Annotated in this window: 14 protein-coding genes and 1 pseudogene; 7 read left to right on the forward strand and 8 right to left on the reverse strand. The window is 71.6% G+C overall.

Annotated elements, in window-relative coordinates:
• Positions 1–112: 112 nt before the first annotated feature.
• Entirely contained in the window at positions 113–907 is a 795-nt protein-coding gene (locus ABZ172_RS06840; RefSeq protein ID WP_356880907.1) for an SGNH/GDSL hydrolase family protein, read from the reverse strand.
• A gap of 359 nt (positions 908–1,266) precedes the next feature.
• On the reverse strand, positions 1,267–3,180 hold the full coding sequence (gene htpG / locus ABZ172_RS06845) for a molecular chaperone HtpG (protein WP_356880909.1): 1,914 nt from the start codon (positions 3,178–3,180) through the stop codon (positions 1,267–1,269).
• 293 nt (positions 3,181–3,473) lie between these two features.
• Here htpG and ABZ172_RS06850 point away from each other — a divergent pair, with 293 nt between their 5' ends.
• Positions 3,474–4,733 carry a damage-control phosphatase ARMT1 family protein gene (locus ABZ172_RS06850; RefSeq protein WP_356880911.1) on the forward strand — a complete coding sequence of 420 codons (1,260 nt, stop codon included), beginning with the start codon at positions 3,474–3,476 and terminating at the stop codon, positions 4,731–4,733.
• Here the strand turns inward: ABZ172_RS06850 and ABZ172_RS06855 are convergent.
• Positions 4,708–5,361 (reverse strand): helix-turn-helix domain-containing protein, encoded by a 654-nt coding sequence (locus ABZ172_RS06855; RefSeq protein ID WP_356880913.1) that lies wholly within the window; start codon positions 5,359–5,361, stop codon positions 4,708–4,710. The two genes, ABZ172_RS06850 and ABZ172_RS06855, sit on opposite strands and share 26 nt — an antisense overlap.
• A 117-nt stretch (positions 5,362–5,478) precedes the next feature.
• Here ABZ172_RS06855 and ABZ172_RS06860 point away from each other — a divergent pair, with 117 nt between their 5' ends.
• Positions 5,479–6,036, forward strand: a complete 558-nt coding sequence (locus ABZ172_RS06860) for an NAD(P)H-dependent oxidoreductase (protein ID WP_356880915.1) — start codon at positions 5,479–5,481, stop codon at positions 6,034–6,036.
• Positions 6,037–6,737: 701 nt separating this feature from the next.
• Entirely contained in the window at positions 6,738–7,880 is a 1,143-nt protein-coding gene (locus ABZ172_RS06865) for a 4-oxalomesaconate tautomerase (RefSeq protein ID WP_356880917.1), read from the forward strand.
• A 149-nt stretch (positions 7,881–8,029) separates the two neighbouring features.
• Here the strand turns inward: ABZ172_RS06865 and ABZ172_RS06870 are convergent, their stop codons facing one another.
• The 4 genes from ABZ172_RS06870 to ABZ172_RS06885 all read right to left on the reverse strand — a co-directional run bounded on the left by ABZ172_RS06870 (position 8,030) and on the right by ABZ172_RS06885 (position 11,848).
• Positions 8,030–8,389, reverse strand: coding sequence for a hypothetical protein (locus ABZ172_RS06870; RefSeq protein ID WP_356880919.1), 360 nt, complete (start codon positions 8,387–8,389; stop codon positions 8,030–8,032).
• Complete coding sequence (locus ABZ172_RS06875) at positions 8,386–9,087, reverse strand: ABC transporter ATP-binding protein (protein WP_356880921.1); 702 nt, start codon at positions 9,085–9,087, stop codon at positions 8,386–8,388. The genes ABZ172_RS06870 and ABZ172_RS06875 overlap by 4 nt, the downstream gene beginning before the upstream one ends.
• Before the next feature lie 6 nt (positions 9,088–9,093).
• Positions 9,094–10,479 (reverse strand): ABC transporter permease, encoded by a 1,386-nt coding sequence (locus ABZ172_RS06880; RefSeq protein ID WP_356880923.1) that lies wholly within the window; start codon positions 10,477–10,479, stop codon positions 9,094–9,096.
• A 94-nt stretch (positions 10,480–10,573) separates the two neighbouring features.
• Entirely contained in the window at positions 10,574–11,848 is a 1,275-nt protein-coding gene (locus tag ABZ172_RS06885; RefSeq protein WP_356880925.1) for an FtsX-like permease family protein, read from the reverse strand.
• 146 nt (positions 11,849–11,994) lie between these two features.
• Here ABZ172_RS06885 and ABZ172_RS06890 point away from each other — a divergent pair, with 146 nt between their 5' ends.
• Together ABZ172_RS06890 and ABZ172_RS06895 are read left to right on the forward strand one after the other, a co-directional pair.
• Positions 11,995–12,657 (forward strand): response regulator transcription factor, encoded by a 663-nt coding sequence (locus tag ABZ172_RS06890; RefSeq protein WP_356880927.1) that lies wholly within the window; start codon positions 11,995–11,997, stop codon positions 12,655–12,657.
• Entirely contained in the window at positions 12,648–13,844 is a 1,197-nt protein-coding gene (locus tag ABZ172_RS06895; RefSeq protein ID WP_356880929.1) for a HAMP domain-containing sensor histidine kinase, read from the forward strand. The genes ABZ172_RS06890 and ABZ172_RS06895 overlap by 10 nt, the downstream gene beginning before the upstream one ends.
• Before the next feature lie 274 nt (positions 13,845–14,118).
• Here the strand turns inward: ABZ172_RS06895 and ABZ172_RS06900 are convergent, their stop codons facing one another.
• Positions 14,119–14,457 carry a hypothetical protein gene (locus ABZ172_RS06900; RefSeq protein WP_356880931.1) on the reverse strand — a complete coding sequence of 113 codons (339 nt, stop codon included), beginning with the start codon at positions 14,455–14,457 and terminating at the stop codon, positions 14,119–14,121.
• Between the two features lie 207 nt (positions 14,458–14,664).
• On the opposite strand from ABZ172_RS06900, the gene ABZ172_RS06905 reads away from it, so the two are divergent.
• A complete protein-coding gene (locus tag ABZ172_RS06905; protein ID WP_356880933.1) occupies positions 14,665–15,138 on the forward strand; it encodes a carboxymuconolactone decarboxylase family protein in 474 nt (157 codons plus the stop codon).
• 71 nt (positions 15,139–15,209) lie between these two features.
• Positions 15,210–16,132 (forward strand): annotated as a pseudogene (locus ABZ172_RS06910) (RNA polymerase sigma-70 factor).
• The last annotated feature ends 451 nt before the right edge of the window (positions 16,133–16,583 follow it).

Raw genomic sequence — 16,583 nt, forward strand, 5'->3', positions numbered from 1 at the left:
ACGCCGGCGCCGGGACCGCGTCGGACGCCGCGCTGGCGATGGAGCTGGGCTGCCCACCGGCGGTGGCCGCCGGTGGTGCCGTCGCACGTCGTGCGGGCCGGTCCGCCGCGCGTTACGCCACGGAGCGGAAGGCCGGCAGGTAGCCGTTCGACTGCCCGGCTGCCTTGGGGTGGTAGGAGTTGGTGACCGGGACGGTCACACTGTGGATCCATGCGTCACCCGAGCAGATCTCGTGCCCGGTGAACTCGTCCACGACGCTGGAGAAGGTGAACCCCGCGTCGGCCGCCCGCTTGGCCAGCACCCCGTTGAGCACGTCCGAGGCGTTGTTGATCGCTCCGCGTTCGGTCTCGGTGAGGCCGGCGATGCAGCTGCCCGACAGCTGGTAGAAGCGGGGGTATCCGAGCACCACCACCTGGGCCTGCGGGGCCCGCGAACGGATGCCCGCGTACAGGGAGTCGAGCTTGGCGGGCAGCGAGTTCTGGACCTCGGAGACCGCCGTGTTCACCCGGCTCACGCAGGTGGCCTCGCTCTGCAGGACGCAGGTCTGCATGACGTCCGCGAACCCGACGTCGTTGCCGCCCGCCGTGAGGCTGACGAGCGTGGTCGACGAACTCAGCGCACCGAGCTGGCTGCTGGACACGGTCGAGGTCGTCGCGCCCGAGCAGGCGACGAACGCGAACGACGCCGGGGCGTTCGCGTTGTTCCAGAGGTAGGGGTAGGCGTTGGTGCTGCGCTTGCAGTCACCGCTCTCCGACGTGTAGCTGCCGGCGCCCACTCCGGAGGAGTAGGAGTCACCGAGAGCGACGTAGTTCTCGCCGGCGGCGGAGGCGGGTTGGGCGACACCGAGCGCGGCGGCGGCGGCGATCGCGAGGGTGCAGACGGAAGCCCGGAAGGTTCGTACTGACACGGCTGCCAGCCCTTCGAAACGTGGGGGACGAGTGGGGGGTTCGTGGGGCGAGCACGTTTCTAGCAGCTTCCGGTACCCGGCGGTAATGGCCGCGCGGAAAGTCGTCTGATATGCCCGAAGGATCGTTCGGTAGACGATGCTCCGCGCGTAGATAAACCTTCAACACGCGCTCGAAAGAGTGAAGTTGTGGAACATTCCGACCCCCGTCGCGACTCCTCTGCGTCACCTCGGGGGCAGAGCCGTCTGTTCGAACGTGCGCCCGCCGTCCGCTCCCGCCCCGTCGGCACGCCCCCGGTACGCCGCACGGCTGCGGCCGCCAGGAAGCCTGGCGGCCGCAGCCGTGCGGAGAGGGGGATCCGTCAGAGCGTGCGCTCCAGGCGGTCCGCCATCAGCCTGCTGAAGCGCGAGGGGTCGCTCAGCTCGCCGCCGTCCGAGAGCAGGGCCAGCCCGTGGACGAGCTCGGCCGTCTCGGCGAGCTCGGTGCCGGCACCCTCGTCGCCGGCCCGCTCGGTGTGCGCCTTCTTCAGCCCGCTGATGAGGGCGTGCGAGGGGTTGAGTTCGAGGATCCGCTTGATCTGCGGCACCTCCTGGCCCATGGCGCGGTACATGTTCTCCAGGGCCGGAGTGACATCGTGCGTGTCCGAGACGATGCAGGCCGGCGAGACGGTGAGCCGCGAGGAGAGGCGCACCTCCTTCACGGTGTCGCCGAGCTGCTCCGTCATCCAGGTCAGCAGGCCGGCGTAGTCCTGCTGCTGCTTCTCACGCTCGGCCTCGACCTCCTTCTTCTCCTCGTCGCTGTCGAGGTCGACCTCGCCCTTGGAGATGGACTGGAGCGGCTTGCCGTCGAACTCGGGGACGGACTGCACCCAGACCTCGTCGACCGGGTCGGTCAGCAGGAGGACCTCGAAGCCCTTGGCGCGGAAGGCCTCCATGTGGGGCGAGCTCTCCATGGCCGCACGCGACTCGCCCGTCATGTAGTAGATCTGCTCCTGCCCCTCCTTCATCCGCTCGACGTACGAGCGGAGGGTGGTCAGACCCTCCTCGTCCCGGGTCGAGGCGAAGGAGGAGATCTCCAGGATCGCGTCACGGTTCTCGAAGTCCTGGAACAGGCCCTCCTTGAGGACCCGGCCGAACTCCTTCCAGAACGTGTCGTACTTCTCGGGGGTGCCGGACCTCATGTCCTTCACCGTCGACAGCACCTTCTTGACCAGCCGGCGCCGCATCATCTCGATCTGGCGGTCCTGCTGGAGGATCTCCCGCGACACGTTGAGCGAGAGGTCCTGGGCGTCCACCACACCCTTGACGAAACGGAGATACGTCGGCATCAGCGCTTCGCAGTCGTCCATGATGAACACGCGCTTCACATACAGCTGGACCCCGCGCTTGTGGTCCTGCATGAACAGGTCCTGCGGTGCGTGGGACGGCAGGAAGAGCAGCGCCTGGTACTCGAAGGTCCCCTCCGCCTGCATACGGATGGTTTCGAGCGGGTCGGTCCAGTCGTGACTGATGTGCTTGTACAGCTCGCTGTACTCCTCATCGGTCACGGAGTCCTTCGACCGGGCCCACAGGGCCTTCATCGAGTTGACCGTCTCGGTGCCGGGCTCGGCGTCCTCCTCGCCCCCCTCGGCCGCCATGCGGATGGGCCAGGTGATGAAGTCCGAGTAGCGCTTGACGATTTCCCTGATCTTCCAGGGCGAGGTGTAGTCGAAGAGCTTGTCCTCGGTGTCCTCCGGCTTGAGCCGCAGCGTGACCGAGGTGCCCTGCGGGGCGTCGTCGACGGATTCGACGGTGTAGGTGCCCTCGCCGCTGGACTGCCAGCGGGTACCGGTGTCCTCGCCCGCCCGGCGGGTCAGCAGGGTGACCTCGTCGGCGACCATGAAGCTCGAATAGAAACCCACGCCGAACTGTCCGATGAGTTCCTCGGAAGCGGTGGCGTCCTTCGCCTCCTTGAGCTCCTTGAGGAATGCGGCGGTACCGGAATGGGCGATCGTCCCGATCAGTTGCACGACCTCGTCGTGCGACATCCCGATGCCGTTGTCGCGCACGGTCAGGGTGCGCTTCTCCTTGTCCGCCTCGATGGCGATGTGGAGATCGGACGAGTCCGCCCGGAGCGAATCGTCGCGGAGAGTCTCAAGTCGCAGCTTGTCCAGCGCGTCGGAGGAATTGGAAATCAGCTCACGCAGGAATACATCCTTGTTCGAATAGATCGAATGGATCATCATCTGCAGGAGCTGGCGCGCTTCTACCTGGAACTCGAATGTCTCGGCCGGCATGGGTGCGGGTTCCCTTTCCTGGGGCAAGTCGTCAGATTCGCTGTATATCGTAGCCAGGGCCCGGCCCGTCCATGTGCCGGTTCGCCCGCGGCGGTTGGCCGCGGCCGTCGGCCACCGGGCGCCGGGCGCCCGGACCTGTTCGCGTACCCCGGCCGGCCCGTACGCACCGGGGACGGGGAGCGGCGCCCGTGCGACGCGCCCGCCGCACGACGCCGATACCCGCACGCGCGGCGGTCCCGCGCCATGCGGATCTTCGTGCGGCGGGCGGCCCGCCGGCCGGGCAGACTGGGTGCATGGGCGACACACGAACGGTATCCGGGGCCGGGCCGGACCAGGGCCTCCCTCCGGTGATCACCTGCCGGGAGCCCGGCAGTTTCGCCCGGGGGGTCATGGCGGAACGGCATCCGGCCCTGGTCGGGCAGGTGCGTGAGGCCTTTCCGTACGGCCCGCGGCAACTCCGTGCCCTGGAGAGCCTGCTGCACGAGATCGCCGAGGGCGTCGTCGAACCGCTGGACCACTCGTGTCCGGACCGGGGCCGCTGGCTGGAGTGGGGGCGCGCGCACGTCGGACACTCCTGGTTCGACGCCCCGTTCCTCTGGTCGGAGAGCTACTTCTACCGCCGACTCCTGGGCGCCGTGGGCTACTTCGGGGACGGGCCGTGGCGGGGCGTCGACCCCTTCGCCCCGTTCAAGCGTGCCGAACTGGACGGCGCCGCGGTCGAGGAGGAGCTCCGCGCCCTCGACGACCTCGCCGGCGTACCGGCGGCCGGGAAAGCGGCCGCTCTGCTCCGGGCCTCGCTCTGGGGCAACCGCGCCGATCTCGGCTTTCACGGGCCGGGAGGCGGGTCAGCTCCCGGCGGGACGGAGCCCGGCGGACCCGCCCCCGGCCTGGTCGCCGACGACAGCGCGCTGCTGTGGTCGCTCCTGCCGCCGGGGGCCCGCGCGACCGTCGCGGTCGTCGCCGACAACACCGGACGCGAGCTGATCCCCGACCTCGTCCTCGTCGACCACCTGCTCGCGCACGGGCACGCCGACCGGGTCGTGCTCCACGTGAAGCCCGGTCCGTACTACGTCTCCGACGCGACGACGGCCGATGTCGCCGACTGCGTACGGCGGTTGCACCGAGCCCCGGGGGAGGCGGGTGCGATCGGCGGGCGGATCAGGGAGGCGATGGGCGCCGGCCGGCTCCGGGTGCGGGCCCACGCCTTCTTCTGCGCCCCGTTTCCGTACGCGCGGATGCCCGACGACCTCCGGGCGGAGTTCGGGGAGGCGGCCCTGACGATCCTGAAGGGCGACCTCAACTACCGCCGCCTGGTGGATGACCGGCAGTGGCCCGCCACCACGTCGTTCGCGGCGTGCACGGCGTACTTCCCGGGGGCCGTCGCCGCGCTGCGCACCCTGAAGTCCGATGTCGTCGTCGGTCTGGATCCGCGGACCCTGGACGGTCTGGAGCGGTCCGGGCACGCCTGGCGGACCAGCGGCACGCACGCCTTGATCCAGGTGCGGGAGCGGTCCGGGGGAGCTGCCGTCAGTGCGGCACGCCGTACCGGATGAGCAGGTCGTGCCAGCCCTGTTCCAACCGCTCGACGGACATGCCGCGTTCGCACGTCAGGTGGTGGACGAGCGGGGTGTCGATCGATCCGAGCAGGATGTGCGCGAGCAGCTCCGGCTCACCGGCCGCGCGGGCCTCGCGCAGCAGCAGGGTGACATGGCTGATCCTCAGCCGCTGCGCGGGGACCGTGTAGGTGCGCAGGGGGTCGGTGCGGGAGGCCAGGATGAGCTCGTGGTGGTCACGTTCGTGGCGCAGCACGGCGGGGCCGAAGGCGTGCAGCCGCTCGGCCGCCGGGGCGTCCGGGCCCATGGGGGCCGGTCCGGAGAGGAAGGCAGCCTGCAGCAGGGACTCCCGGTGGTCGAGCAGGGCGATGAGCAGACCGGTGCGGTCCTTGAAGCGCCGGAAGACGGTGCCCTTGCCCACGCCGGCGGCCGCGGCGACCGATTCCATGGTCAGATCCGCGGCCCCGCAGCAGGCCAGGAGGCGAGAGGCCGCGTCCAGCAGGAGCGCTCGGTTCCGCGCCGCGTCCGCCCGCAGCAGCTCCGGCTCGCCGACGGCGGCGAGTGTGAGGCTCGTCCGCGTCTCGCCGGGGTCGGGCGGCCCGGGCAGCGGGGAGGGGGGAGCGGTCATGGCTTCAGGGTAGCCCCGGACCGGCATAAGTGGACCACGGTCCGTTTAGGTGGTACAACTTTAAACGGACCGTGGTCCGCTTACTTCTGCAGTCTCCGTCTCCCAGGAGCTTCCCCCATGTCTGTACGCATCCTCGCCCTCGTCGGCAGCCTCCGCGCCGGCTCCCACAACCGCCAGCTCGCCGAGGCGGCCGTCAAGCACGCGCCCGAGGGCGTCGAGATCGAGCTGTACGAGGGCCTCGCCGAGATCCCGTTCTACAACGAGGACGTCGACGTCGAGGGCGGTGTCCCGGCTGCCGCCGCCGAGCTGCGCGCCGCCGCCGGACAGGCCGACGCGTTCCTGCTGTTCTCGCCCGAGTACAACGGCACCATGCCGGCCGTGCTGAAGAACGCCATCGACTGGCTGTCCCGTCCGTACGGCGCCGGCGCGCTGACCGGCAAGCCGGTCGCCGTGGTCGGTACCGCCTTCGGCCAGTTCGGCGGCGTGTGGGCCCAGGACGAGGCGCGCAAGGCCGCGGGCCTTGCCGGTGGAGCGGTCCTCGCGGACGCCAAGCTCTCCATCCCCGGCTCCGTGACCCGCTTCGCCGAGCTTCACCCGGCGGACGACGCCGAGGTCGTCACCTCGCTGACCGAGGTGCTCCGCCAGGTCGTCGAGGGCACCACGGTGGCCGCCTGACCGACCTCCGGCGGTGGCGCGCCGAGGGTGCCGCACCGCCGCCCGGTGCCTACGTGGGCCCGGCTCCCCGATCGAGGGGGGCCGGGCCCACGTGCGTGCGGGGTGTACGGGGAGGTCCGTGCGGGGGCGGCGTACGGAGGTGCCGTATCGGGGCCTGTCATCGCCTGCAATATGGGCAACGTAATTGTTGACAATCTTGTCGCGCCGGATTTAGGTTCGATAGGCACGCACTCAGGGGGGCGGGGTGGCCGTCCGCTCCCAGCCGGCGAGCGAGAGACACCCGGCCCGGATGCCGCCCGGGCGCCCGGCCGGCCTACCGCCGTCGTATGTCCGCGGCCGATGGGCACAGCGCCGTCGCGTCGCATCCGGTCGGCCGGTGCACCCGGTGTGCCTCGCCCCGCCCGGGTCCGGAGTGCCGTCCAGGCCCGTCCACGCCCTGCCCATGCCCCGCCCGGGCCCTGTCCGGCAAGGAGATCTCAGCATGACGACCGACACGATCCGGACAGCGGAGCGGCCGCTATGAGCGGCGCCTTCCACCGGACGCCGGCGACGGACGCGCGTGAGACGACGCCGGCGACGGACGCGCGTGGTGCGGAGCCGTGCACCGGTGCAGCCCGCCGGGAGGGACGGATCCGCGCCGGCCGACTCCACGGGGCCCCGGTCCGCGAGGGGCGAGCCGGGCGAGCCCCGGAGGCCGGGGCATGACCGGCGGGCCGGCCGAGGTCCGCTGCCTCCTGATGCGGGGCGGCACGTCCAAGGGCGCCTACTTCCTGGCCGACGATCTGCCGCAGGACACCGCTGCCCGCGACGGACTGCTGCTGCGCATCATGGGCAGCCCCGACCCGCGCCAGATCGACGGTCTCGGCGGCGGGCACCCGCTCACCAGCAAGGTCGCGGTCGTCTCCGTCGCGGACGATCCGGAAGCCGACGTCGACTACCTCTTCCTCCAGGTCGCCGTGGACACCGCGGAGGTGTCCGACCGTCAGAACTGCGGCAACCTGCTCGCGGGCATCGGCCCCTTCGCCGTGGAACGCGGGCTGGTCCCCGCCCGGGACGGCCACACCTCCGTACGCATCCGGATGCTCAACTCCGGTGACCTGGCCACCGCGACGTTCCCCACTCCCGGCGGGCGCGTCGACTACACCGGCGCGGCCGTGATCTCCGGGGTGCCCGGGACGGCCGCACCGGTGGTGATCGAGTTCGCGCAGGGCGCCGCCCCACTGCTGCCCACCGGCCGCGCACGCGAGGTCGTCGCCGGGACCCCGGTGACCTGCGTCGACAACGGAATGCCCACCGTGCTCATCCCGGCGGACGCCCTGGGCGTCACGGGACACGAGACACCGCGGGAACTGGAGGACGACCCCGCGCTCCGCGACCGCATCGAGCGGATCCGGCTGGAGGCGGGCCGCCTCATGGGGCTCGGCGACGTCCGCGACACGACGGTGCCCAAACTCAGCCTGCTGGCCCCGCCCGCGCAGGACGGCGCGGTGACGACCCGCACCTTCATCCCGCACCGCTGCCACACCTCCATCGGCGTCCTCGGCGCCGCCGGCGTGGCCGCCGGGCTGCGCATCCCCGGCAGCGTCGCCGCGGACATCGCCCGACTGCCCGCCCACGGCGACCGGCTGCGCATCGAACACCCCACCGGATTCCTGGACATCGAGGCAGGTGTCGGGACCGACGCGGACGGCACCCCGGTCGTCCGGCGCACCGCGGTGGTGCGCACCGCACGCAAGATCTTCGACGGCACGGTCTTCCCCGGACCCGAGCGGACCGCCCCGGCCTCCGCCCCCGAGCCCGACGAGGCCGCACCGGCACCCGGTGTCCCCGGGCGGGAGCGGTAGGCGACTCCTCGGGGACGGCGGGACGGCGGGACGGCGGGACGGCGGGGCAGCGGGACGGCGGGGCAGCGGGACACGGATCCACGAGCCGAGCCTGCCCCGTCCCGCCCCGACTCGGAGGACCCGGCCGGCGCCCGCACCACGCACCCCCGTCAGGGCTTCATCTCCCTGGGGCCGCCGTTCTTGTGCACGGGGTTGTACTGCAGGCAGGTGCGTACGGCGTCCGGGGGCAGGACGCTGTCCAGGGCCAGGCCGCCCCGTGCGGTGTCGACCTCGACGTCCTGGGCGCCGTTCCGGTTCAGGCAGTCCGCGTACTCCTGCAGGGATTCGAGCCAGCCGTCCGGCAGTTCGGATGCCGGCCCGGTCCCTGCCCGCACGTCGCCGGTGGGCTGCTCCCGGGGCGTCGACGGCCGGTCGGTGTCGGGGGAGCCGCTCGGGTCGCTGCCGCAGGCGGTCAGGACGAGGACGAGCAGCGGAGCGGCTGCCGCCTGTGTCACGCGGGTCGTCCTCATGCGTTCACCTGCTCCGTGAGCTTGCCCTTGCGCAGGTGGAGGATGCGGTCGGACCGGGCGGCCAGTTGCTGGGAGTGGGTGACGACGACCACGCAGGTGCCCCGCTCGTGGGCGAGTTCGCGGAAGGTGTCGATGATGCCCCGGGCGGTGTCCTCGTCGAGGTTTCCGGTGGGTTCGTCGGCGCACAGGATGTCGACGTCGCAGGCGAGGGCGCGGGCGATGGCCACGCGCTGCTGCTGACCGCCGGAGAGCTGCAGCACGTTGCGGGTGGCCATCGCCTTGTCGAGGCCCATGTCTTCGAGGAGTTGCAGGGCACGGGCCCTGCGGGTCCCGGTCGCGGGCCTGGTGCCGGTGATCTCCATCGCGGTGGTCACGTTCTGGAGCGCGGTCATGTAGGTGAGGAGGTTGTACTGCTGGAAGACCGTGGCGGCGTGCTTGTTGCGGTAGCGGCCCAGCCCCAGCGCGGTGAGATCCTGTCCGTCGAAGCTGATCACGCCCTTGGTGGGGGTGTCGAGACCGCTCGCGAGGCTGAGCAGGGTGGTCTTGCCGCTGCCCGAGGGTCCCAGGACGGTGTAGAACGTGCCGCGTTCGAAGGTGTGGTCGATGTTCCTGAGGACGGTGGTGCTGCGGCGGTGGCCGGAGTAGGTGTGGCTGACGCCGGCGAGCCGCAGGACGGGTGGGGTGGTGGCGCTGGTCATGGCGGTTCACTTGCCCTTCGTGAGGATGGAGCGGGGGCTGAGGCGCAGCACGGCGGCGGCCGGTACGGCGGTGGCGAGGAGCCCGATCCCGAGACCGACGCCGCCGATCGCGGCGAGATCCTCCGGGGCGAGCCGTACCGTGATTTGGTCGATGGGATCGGCGTTCTCCACGGGCTTGTCGTTCATGTCGACGCCTTCGCCGAGTCCGGTGCTGCCGGGCGGCGGCGCCTCCCACGAGTCGAGCCTGTGCTGGGCGGAGGCGGCCTCCCTGCCGAGCAGCGCCTGGCCGGCGCGCTGGGTCAGCTCCGGGGCGAACAGCGAGCTCACCCCGAGGGCGACGGCGGCCACCACGAGGATCTCCAGGGCCTGTTGGGCGATGAGCCGGCCCTTCCTCTCGCCCATCGCGAGGAGGACGCCGTACTCCTTGCGGCGTTGCCGGACCGCGAGGTTGACCAGGAGCGCCAGGACGGCCGCGCCGGCGAGGGCCATCAGCCACATGGCCGCGGTCGCCGTGGAGCGGATGCTCCTGAGCGGGCCCGTCATCTGCCGGACCGCCTTGTCGTTGGCGTCCAGCGTGAAGCCGTCGAGCTCCGCTCCCGCGATCCGCTGCGCCTCCTTCTTGAACGCGCCCTGCGCATCGGCGTCCTGGAGGAGGAAGGTCGCCGCACCGACCTGCGGCGCCCCGTCCTTCTCGGCGACGAGGGCGGACATGCCGCCCACCGTCCCGTACAGCATGTTGGCCGGATCGATGCCGTACTCGGGATCGGGTTCGCCGGCGGGACGCGCGTCGCGGAAGACGCCGCCCACGGTGTAGTCGGCCGTGATCGTGCCGTCGTTGCCGGTCAGGGTGATCGTGTCGCCGACGTCGAGGCCGTTCTTCCCGGCCAGCCGTTCCTCGATCAGCAGCTGCTTCGCGTCCTTGTCGGCGGCGGAGAGATGCCGGCCGGACAGCAGGGTGAGCGCACCGCTGCGGAAGCCGGGCAGCAGCGAGGTGTCGAGCACGCCCATGCCCACGGTGCCCCCCGGGCCCATGGGGTTGTCCGGCCCGCCGTCGACCAGTGTGGTGCTGCCCTTGAGGAGGGCCCGGTCCCACATCGCGTAGGTGTACTTCTGCACCTGGGGCAGGGCGCCGAGTCTGTCGAGTGTCGCGGCGTCGATCCGCGGGGCCTGGAGCCCGCCTCCTCCGCCGTCGCCCAGCGCGCCCAGGTCCATGGCGAGGTTGAGCTCGGCGCCCACCGAGCGCTTGGCGTCCTGTTCGGCCCGGGCGGTCGCGTCGTCGATCAGGACGCCGGCGAGCACCATCACGGAGATGACGAGGAAGGTGGCGAGGGTGATCAGGGTGCGGGCCTTGCGGGCCCACAGGCTGAGCCCTGCCCGTTTGACGAAGTTCATCGAGGTCGACTCTCCGTGTCTGTGGAGGCTGTGGGGCTGCGGATCTGTGGAAGCTGCGGGTCTCCGGGTCCGTGGCGATGTGCCGGACGGCGGACTACTCGCTGTCGGTGAGAAGGGAACGGGGGTGCAGCCGGAGGATCCCGAGGCCCGGGACGACGGTGGAGACCAGGGAGATGCCGAGACCGATACCGGCGACCTTGCCGACGGCCGCCGGCTCGACCCGCACGGCGGGTGGAGCGGTCACGGTGTCCGGCGCACCGGCCGCCGTGACCGGCTCGTCGCCCTGCCGGCCGAGGAGCGCGTCGCCCGCGTGCTGCCCGGCGAGCGAGCCGGCGAGAGCGGCGAGGGCGACCGCGGGCAGGGCCACGGCCGCCACTTCCACGGCGTGCTGGCCGATGAGCTTCCACTTCTTCTCGCCCAGGGAGAGCAGCACTCCCAGCTCGGCCCGCCGCTCGCGGATCTGCAGGGTCACGATGAGGCCGAGGACCAGCGCGCCGGCCAGGGTGATCACCCAGACGATCAGTCCCGCGAACGCGCCGACCCGCTGGACGGGCCGGACCTGGTCCCGGTACGCCTTGTCGTTGACGCGGAAGTCGAAGCCGCCCCCGCCCAGGATTCGCTCGGCAGCGGCGTGCAGCTGCCCGGCCCGGTCCGGCGAACCGACCTTGTACACCGCCTCGGTGACCTTGGCGGGACCGGTGCCGAGGGTCTGTGCGGTGCGCACCGGTACGTACAGCGTGTTGCCGGGCAGTTCGTGCGGAGGCGCCCAGCCCGGCTGATCCCGCCTCGGGTCCTGGAAGATGCCGACGATCTTCAGGGCCACCTCACGCCGGCCGTCCGCCGACCGCGCGTGGACGGTGTCGCCCACGCCGAGGTGGTTCCCGGCGGCCAGGCGCTGCTCGATCACCGCGACGTTCCGGCCGGCGTCCTCCGGGGTGATGCCGCGCCCCTCCGTCGTCTTCGTCGAACCGTACGAGAAGGGCAGCAGCATGCCCAGGTCGCGCACGCCGGTCACGGCGAGCGGGCCCTGCTCCCGCTGCCCGGCTCCGTCGCCCTCCGGCGCCGGCACGTCCGCGACGAGCGGTGTGAACCCGCGTGCCTCCGCCCGCACCGGAACCTCCGGGCTGTAGCGGTGCACCGGGTCCGCGGCGCCGATCCGGTCCGCGAGGGCCGGGGTGAGCCCCTTCTTCCTGACGGTCACGTCGACGCCGACGGTGCGCTGCGCGTCGGCTTCCTGACGGGCGGCGGCGCTCTGCAGCAGGAAGCCGCCGAGGAGCAGGGTGCAGAGGACGACGAAGATCGCCAACAGGGCGGCGGTCCTGGGCTTCCTGGCACCGAGGCTCATCCCGGCGCGCTTGACGAAGTTCATGCCGAGACGAAAGCAGTCGGCCGTGTGCAGCGGGATAAGCGTGTTACACCGGCATAAGAGCAGGACGCCAGGGCGTCCACCGCCTCCTGCCACGGCGTTCCGCGTCCTTATCCGGCTGCAAGCGCGACCTTGGTTTCATGGGGTGCATGAGAGTTCTGGTAGCCGAGGACCACCGTGTTCTCGCCCGCACCCTCGCCACCGGGCTGCGCCGCGAGGCCATGGCGGTCGACATCGCCTCCACCGGCGACCAGGCCGAGCGGATGTGCCTGCTGACCGCCTACGACGTACTGATCCTCGACCGCGACCTGCCGGTCATGAGCGGCGACGAGGTGTGCAGGCGGCTGCGTGAACTCTCCGACCCACCGCGGATCCTGATGCTGACCGCGGCCGGCGGGCTCACCGACAGGGTCTACGGACTCACCACACTCGGCGCGGACGACTACCTGCCGAAGCCCTTCGAGTTCGACGAACTGGTCGCCCGGGTGCGGACGCTGGGGCGTCGGGTCGCCAAACCGCCGTCCCGTGTCCTGCGCTTCGCGGGCATCGTCCTGGACGAGACACGGCACGAGGTGTCCGTGGGGGGCCGCCCGCTGGAGCTGACCGCGAAGGAGTTCGCGGTCCTGCACCTGCTGGTGAGGGCCGGCGGAGCCCCGGTGCCGCACGGCGAACTCGTCCGCACGGTCTGGGACGAGCACCTCGACCCCCGCACCAGCGCGGTCCGCGCCACCGTCAGCCGGCTGCGCGGCAAGCTCGGCGACCCCGGCCTGATCGCCGCCGACCGGGGAGAGGGATACCGGCTGTGCGACTGAACCCGAGGGCCCTGCTGCGCAGGCTGCCGTTCCGTACCCGCCTGGCCGTGTCCTTCTCCGGGCTCTTCCTCCTCGCCGGTGTTTTCCTCCTGGCCTTCGTGGTGGTGCTCGCACGCTACGGAACGGACCAGCAGGTCCAGGGGATGTCGATCACGTACGGCGACGCACCGACCGAGGAGACGGCACCCTTCGGCGCCGCACGCCCCACCCGGCCGGACCCCGGCCGCCCGTCCGGCTCTCCGGGTGAGACCGCGGCGATCCAGAAGATCGACCGGACGGTGCAGGCCGTGCAGGACACCGCACTGCGCCAGATGGTGCTCTGGTCCGCCGTCGGCCTCCTCGTCATGGCGTTCCTCGCCGGCCTGCTCGGCCGGTGGCTGGCGGGACGGGCACTGCGTCCCGTCACCTCCATGACGGAGGCCGCCCGCCGTATCAGCGAGCAGAACCTGCACCAACGCCTCGCGCTCCCCGGCCCGGACGACGAACTCCATCGCCTCGCCGACACCTTCGACTCGATGCTCGACCGGCTGGAGAAGTCGTTCGAGAGCCGGCGCCGGTTCGTCGCCAACGCCTCCCACGAACTCAAGACCCCTCTCGCCGTGCAGCGCACCAGCCTCCAGGTCGGCCTCGCCGATCCGCTGCCCGACGGCCTCACCGAGGTGCGCGAGGACCTGCTGCTCGCCAACCGGGAAGCGGAGAAGCTGGTCGACGCCCTGCTGTTGCTGGCCCGCAGCGACCGCGGAACCGAACAGACCGAACCCGTGGACCTCGCAGCCACCGCCCGCCTCGTCACCTCCGAACTCGCCCCGCTCTCGACCGAGCACGCCGTGCACGTCGCCGTCGAGACCGCTACCCCGCTGACCGTTCCCGGGGACCCGGTCCTGCTGCGCCACCTGGTGGCCAACCTGGTCCGCAACGCCATCCAGTACAACCACGCCGGAGGCCACGTCCTCGTACGCCTCGACGCCCCGACGCTGACCGTCAGCAACACCGGCCCCCGTGTGGCGCCGGAGCGCGTTCCCGACCTGTTCGAGCCCTTCCGCCGCCTGGACGGCGACCGCACCGCGACGACGGGCCACGGCCTCGGCCTCTCCATCGCCGCCTCGATCGCCGAAGCCCACCACGCCACCCTGACGGCCCGCCCCGGCACCGAGGGAGGCCTGACCCTCACCCTGCGCTTTCCCTGAACGCGCCCACCCCGCCCGTCCGCCTGCCTGCCTGCGACGCGGGCCGGCCTCCGTACTCGTCACGGAGGCGGGGCGAGACCGGGTGGGAGCGGACCGGCTTCCGAACGCCACCCGGGCAGCGCTTCGCCGATGCGCCGTCAGGCCCGTATCGGAAGACCGGCCGGCGAGCAGGCGTGCCGGCCGAACACGAGTGACTGTTCCACCGTCCGGCGCGCTCGCGTGCCCGAGCAGCAGTTCCAGGAGATCCTGCGCCGCCCGCTGCGCGAGCGGACCACTACGTCCAGGCGACGGCCACCACGACGGCGGCGGCCGTGGAGACGCCCACACCGTAGAAGGGCCACGCCTTCCGGTTGCGCATGCCCACCAGCGCGATCGCCGCCACCAGGGCGTCCAGGGCCAGCTTCACCCACATCTTCGCGCCGATCACCGGCAGGTCCAGAGACATGCGGATCCAGATCAGCCCGGCCCCCGTGACCAGCTGGACACCCGCGCTCGTGACCATGTAGCCGCCTGCGACCGGATCCTTGCCCCGCAACTGGTAGAACAGCCCGCCGAGGATCGCGGCGAAGCCGAAGAGATGAAAGACGAGCAACACATGGCGAAGGCTCTCCATACCAGTGACCTTCCCTGGGGCGAGCGGACGAAAGGAGAAGCCTTGATCAAGGGCTCCGAGCACAGGACGAGGCGGCGGCCCGGCCTGTGACATCCCCGGGGCGGACAGGCGGTGAGACGTGCATCACCTCGCTCCGTGTCACAGGCGCAGGCGCAGGCGCGGTCCCGTCCCAGGTGTTGACCGCAGGCCGACCCCGAGGAGCACACGATGGACGCACGACTGGACTACGTCGCCGAGGCGAGCGCCGGCCCTGTCCTCAAGCACGTCATGGCGGCAGGACGGGCATTGAAGGACTCTGCGCTGCCCGCGGCGGTGCGGGAGCTGGTGGCGCTGCGGGTGAGCCAGATCAACGGCTGCGCGGCCTGCATCGACATGCACACCAAGGACGCCGCCGCAGCAGGCGAGGACCAGGTGCGGCTGAACCTGGTCGCGGCCTGGCCGGAGGCGACGGTCTTCACCGAGGCCGAACGCGCGGCGCTGGCACTGGCGGAGCAGGGCACCCGGATCGCGGACGCGGCCACCGGCGTGGACGACGGTGTGTGGCAGCGGGCCATCCGCCACTACGACGAGCAGCAGCTCACCGCCCTCGTGTTGCTGGTGTCATTCATGAACATGACGAACCGGATGAATGTCATCACCCGCCGGCCGGGCGGCGGGTACGAAGCCGGCCGCTTCCACTGAACCGCCCCGTTCCCACACGGCCGGTGCCAGGATCAGAAGGCTCGGGACATCGAAGGACCAGGGGGACAGACGTGAGGAAGACCGAGGAATTCCAGGAGCTGCGGCCGCTGCTGTTCTCGATCGCCTACCGGATCCTGGGCAGTGTCGGCGAGGCCGAGAACGCGGTCCAGGAGGCATGGCTGCGCTACGACGCCACGACCACCCGGCCGGTGTCGGCCAAGGCGTTCCTGTCGACCACGGTGACCCGCATCGCGATCGACGTGCTGCGCTCCGCCCGGGTGCGGCGCGAGGAGTACCCCGGGCCGTGGCTGCCCGAGCCGCTGCTGGAGGACCCCTACCAGGACCCGGCCCGCGCGACGGAACTCGCCGAATCGGTCTCGATGGCGGCACTGCTGCTCCTGGAGCGTCTCAGCCCGCTGGAGCGATCGGTGTTCGTGCTGCGGGAGGTCTTCGACTTCGGCTTCGACGAGATCGCCGAGACGGTCGGCGTTCGGAGCCGGCCTGCCGGCAACTGCTGGTGCGGGCGCGCCGCCACATGCACGAAGGCCGGCCTCGCTTCGAGGCCGACCGGCACCAGCAGCGGGAGCTGGCGCGGCGATTCTTCGAGGCGATGGCCCGTGGAGAGGTGGACGCCCTGCAGAACCTGCTCGCCGCCGACGTCCAGCTGGTAGGCGACGGGGGAGGCAAGGCCCCGAGGCTGGCCCGCGGAGTGGCGGGCGCCGGGCATGTGGCCCGGCTGCTGGCCACCGTGCACCCGCTGATGACCCGCACCGGCGTCACCTGCGAGCCACGGGACATCAACGGCCGGCCGGGCGCGCTGTTCCGCGACCGCGACGGAAAGGTCCTGCACATCTTCGCCCTCGACGTCCTCGACGGTCGGATCCGGACCATCCACTCCGTCATCAATCCCGACAAGCTCGCCCACCTCGGCCCGGTCGCCGACGCCTGGGCCGTCGACCGCGAGGTGCGGCGGACCCGCAGGGAGGCACGCTGACCCTGCGGAGCGCGGTGGCCGTGTCGAAACGTTCCTCGCAGGCGTCGACGCCACGAACCCGTCACCGCCACCGCGACGGCTGAGGGCGCGTCAAGTCCGTCTCGGACAGCAGCCGCAACCGGGGCGGATGAGGATGCCCTGGCGGACGGGGCTCCTGCGAGCGACGTTCACCGTGGGGTGCCGCCCGGCCGGGGCCAAGGGGCGACGGTCCGCGTGAGCGTCGGATCTCTGCAGGGATGGCTGTCCGAGTCACGAGAGCGGCGAGGCGGTGTGGAGCGCGGACGACGAGTGAGTCCGGTGCGAGATGTCGGGGCCGGATCTCCTTCTCGGCACCGGAGACGGCCTCGGGCGGCGGGGTGTTTCCGTGCGGGCGCTCCTGCCCGGGGAGCCCATCGTGACGGCGGCACCCGAACGGCTCCCACATTGGCCCCCACACACAGGTCAGGCCCGG

The sequence above is a fragment of the Streptomyces sp. NPDC006296 genome, from assembly GCF_040613235.1.
Lineage (GTDB): Bacteria > Actinomycetota > Actinomycetes > Streptomycetales > Streptomycetaceae > Streptomyces.

What these genes read in the sequence shown, in the direction of transcription:
- htpG (WP_356880909.1), bottom strand. Translation starts at nt 3,180, where the DNA reads ATGCCGGCCGAGACATTCGAGTTCCAGGTAGAAGCGCGCCAGCTCCTG.
- ABZ172_RS06850 (WP_356880911.1), top strand. Translation starts at nt 3,474, where the DNA reads ATGGGCGACACACGAACGGTATCCGGGGCCGGGCCGGACCAGGGCCTC.
- ABZ172_RS06855 (WP_356880913.1), bottom strand. Translation starts at nt 5,361, where the DNA reads ATGACCGCTCCCCCCTCCCCGCTGCCCGGGCCGCCCGACCCCGGCGAG.
- ABZ172_RS06860 (WP_356880915.1), top strand. Translation starts at nt 5,479, where the DNA reads ATGTCTGTACGCATCCTCGCCCTCGTCGGCAGCCTCCGCGCCGGCTCC.
- ABZ172_RS06865 (WP_356880917.1), top strand. Translation starts at nt 6,738, where the DNA reads ATGACCGGCGGGCCGGCCGAGGTCCGCTGCCTCCTGATGCGGGGCGGC.
- ABZ172_RS06870 (WP_356880919.1), bottom strand. Translation starts at nt 8,389, where the DNA reads ATGAGGACGACCCGCGTGACACAGGCGGCAGCCGCTCCGCTGCTCGTC.
- ABZ172_RS06875 (WP_356880921.1), bottom strand. Translation starts at nt 9,087, where the DNA reads ATGACCAGCGCCACCACCCCACCCGTCCTGCGGCTCGCCGGCGTCAGC.
- ABZ172_RS06880 (WP_356880923.1), bottom strand. Translation starts at nt 10,479, where the DNA reads ATGAACTTCGTCAAACGGGCAGGGCTCAGCCTGTGGGCCCGCAAGGCC.
- ABZ172_RS06885 (WP_356880925.1), bottom strand. Translation starts at nt 11,848, where the DNA reads ATGAACTTCGTCAAGCGCGCCGGGATGAGCCTCGGTGCCAGGAAGCCC.
- ABZ172_RS06890 (WP_356880927.1), top strand. Translation starts at nt 11,995, where the DNA reads ATGAGAGTTCTGGTAGCCGAGGACCACCGTGTTCTCGCCCGCACCCTC.
- ABZ172_RS06900 (WP_356880931.1), bottom strand. Translation starts at nt 14,457, where the DNA reads ATGGAGAGCCTTCGCCATGTGTTGCTCGTCTTTCATCTCTTCGGCTTC.
- ABZ172_RS06905 (WP_356880933.1), top strand. Translation starts at nt 14,665, where the DNA reads ATGGACGCACGACTGGACTACGTCGCCGAGGCGAGCGCCGGCCCTGTC.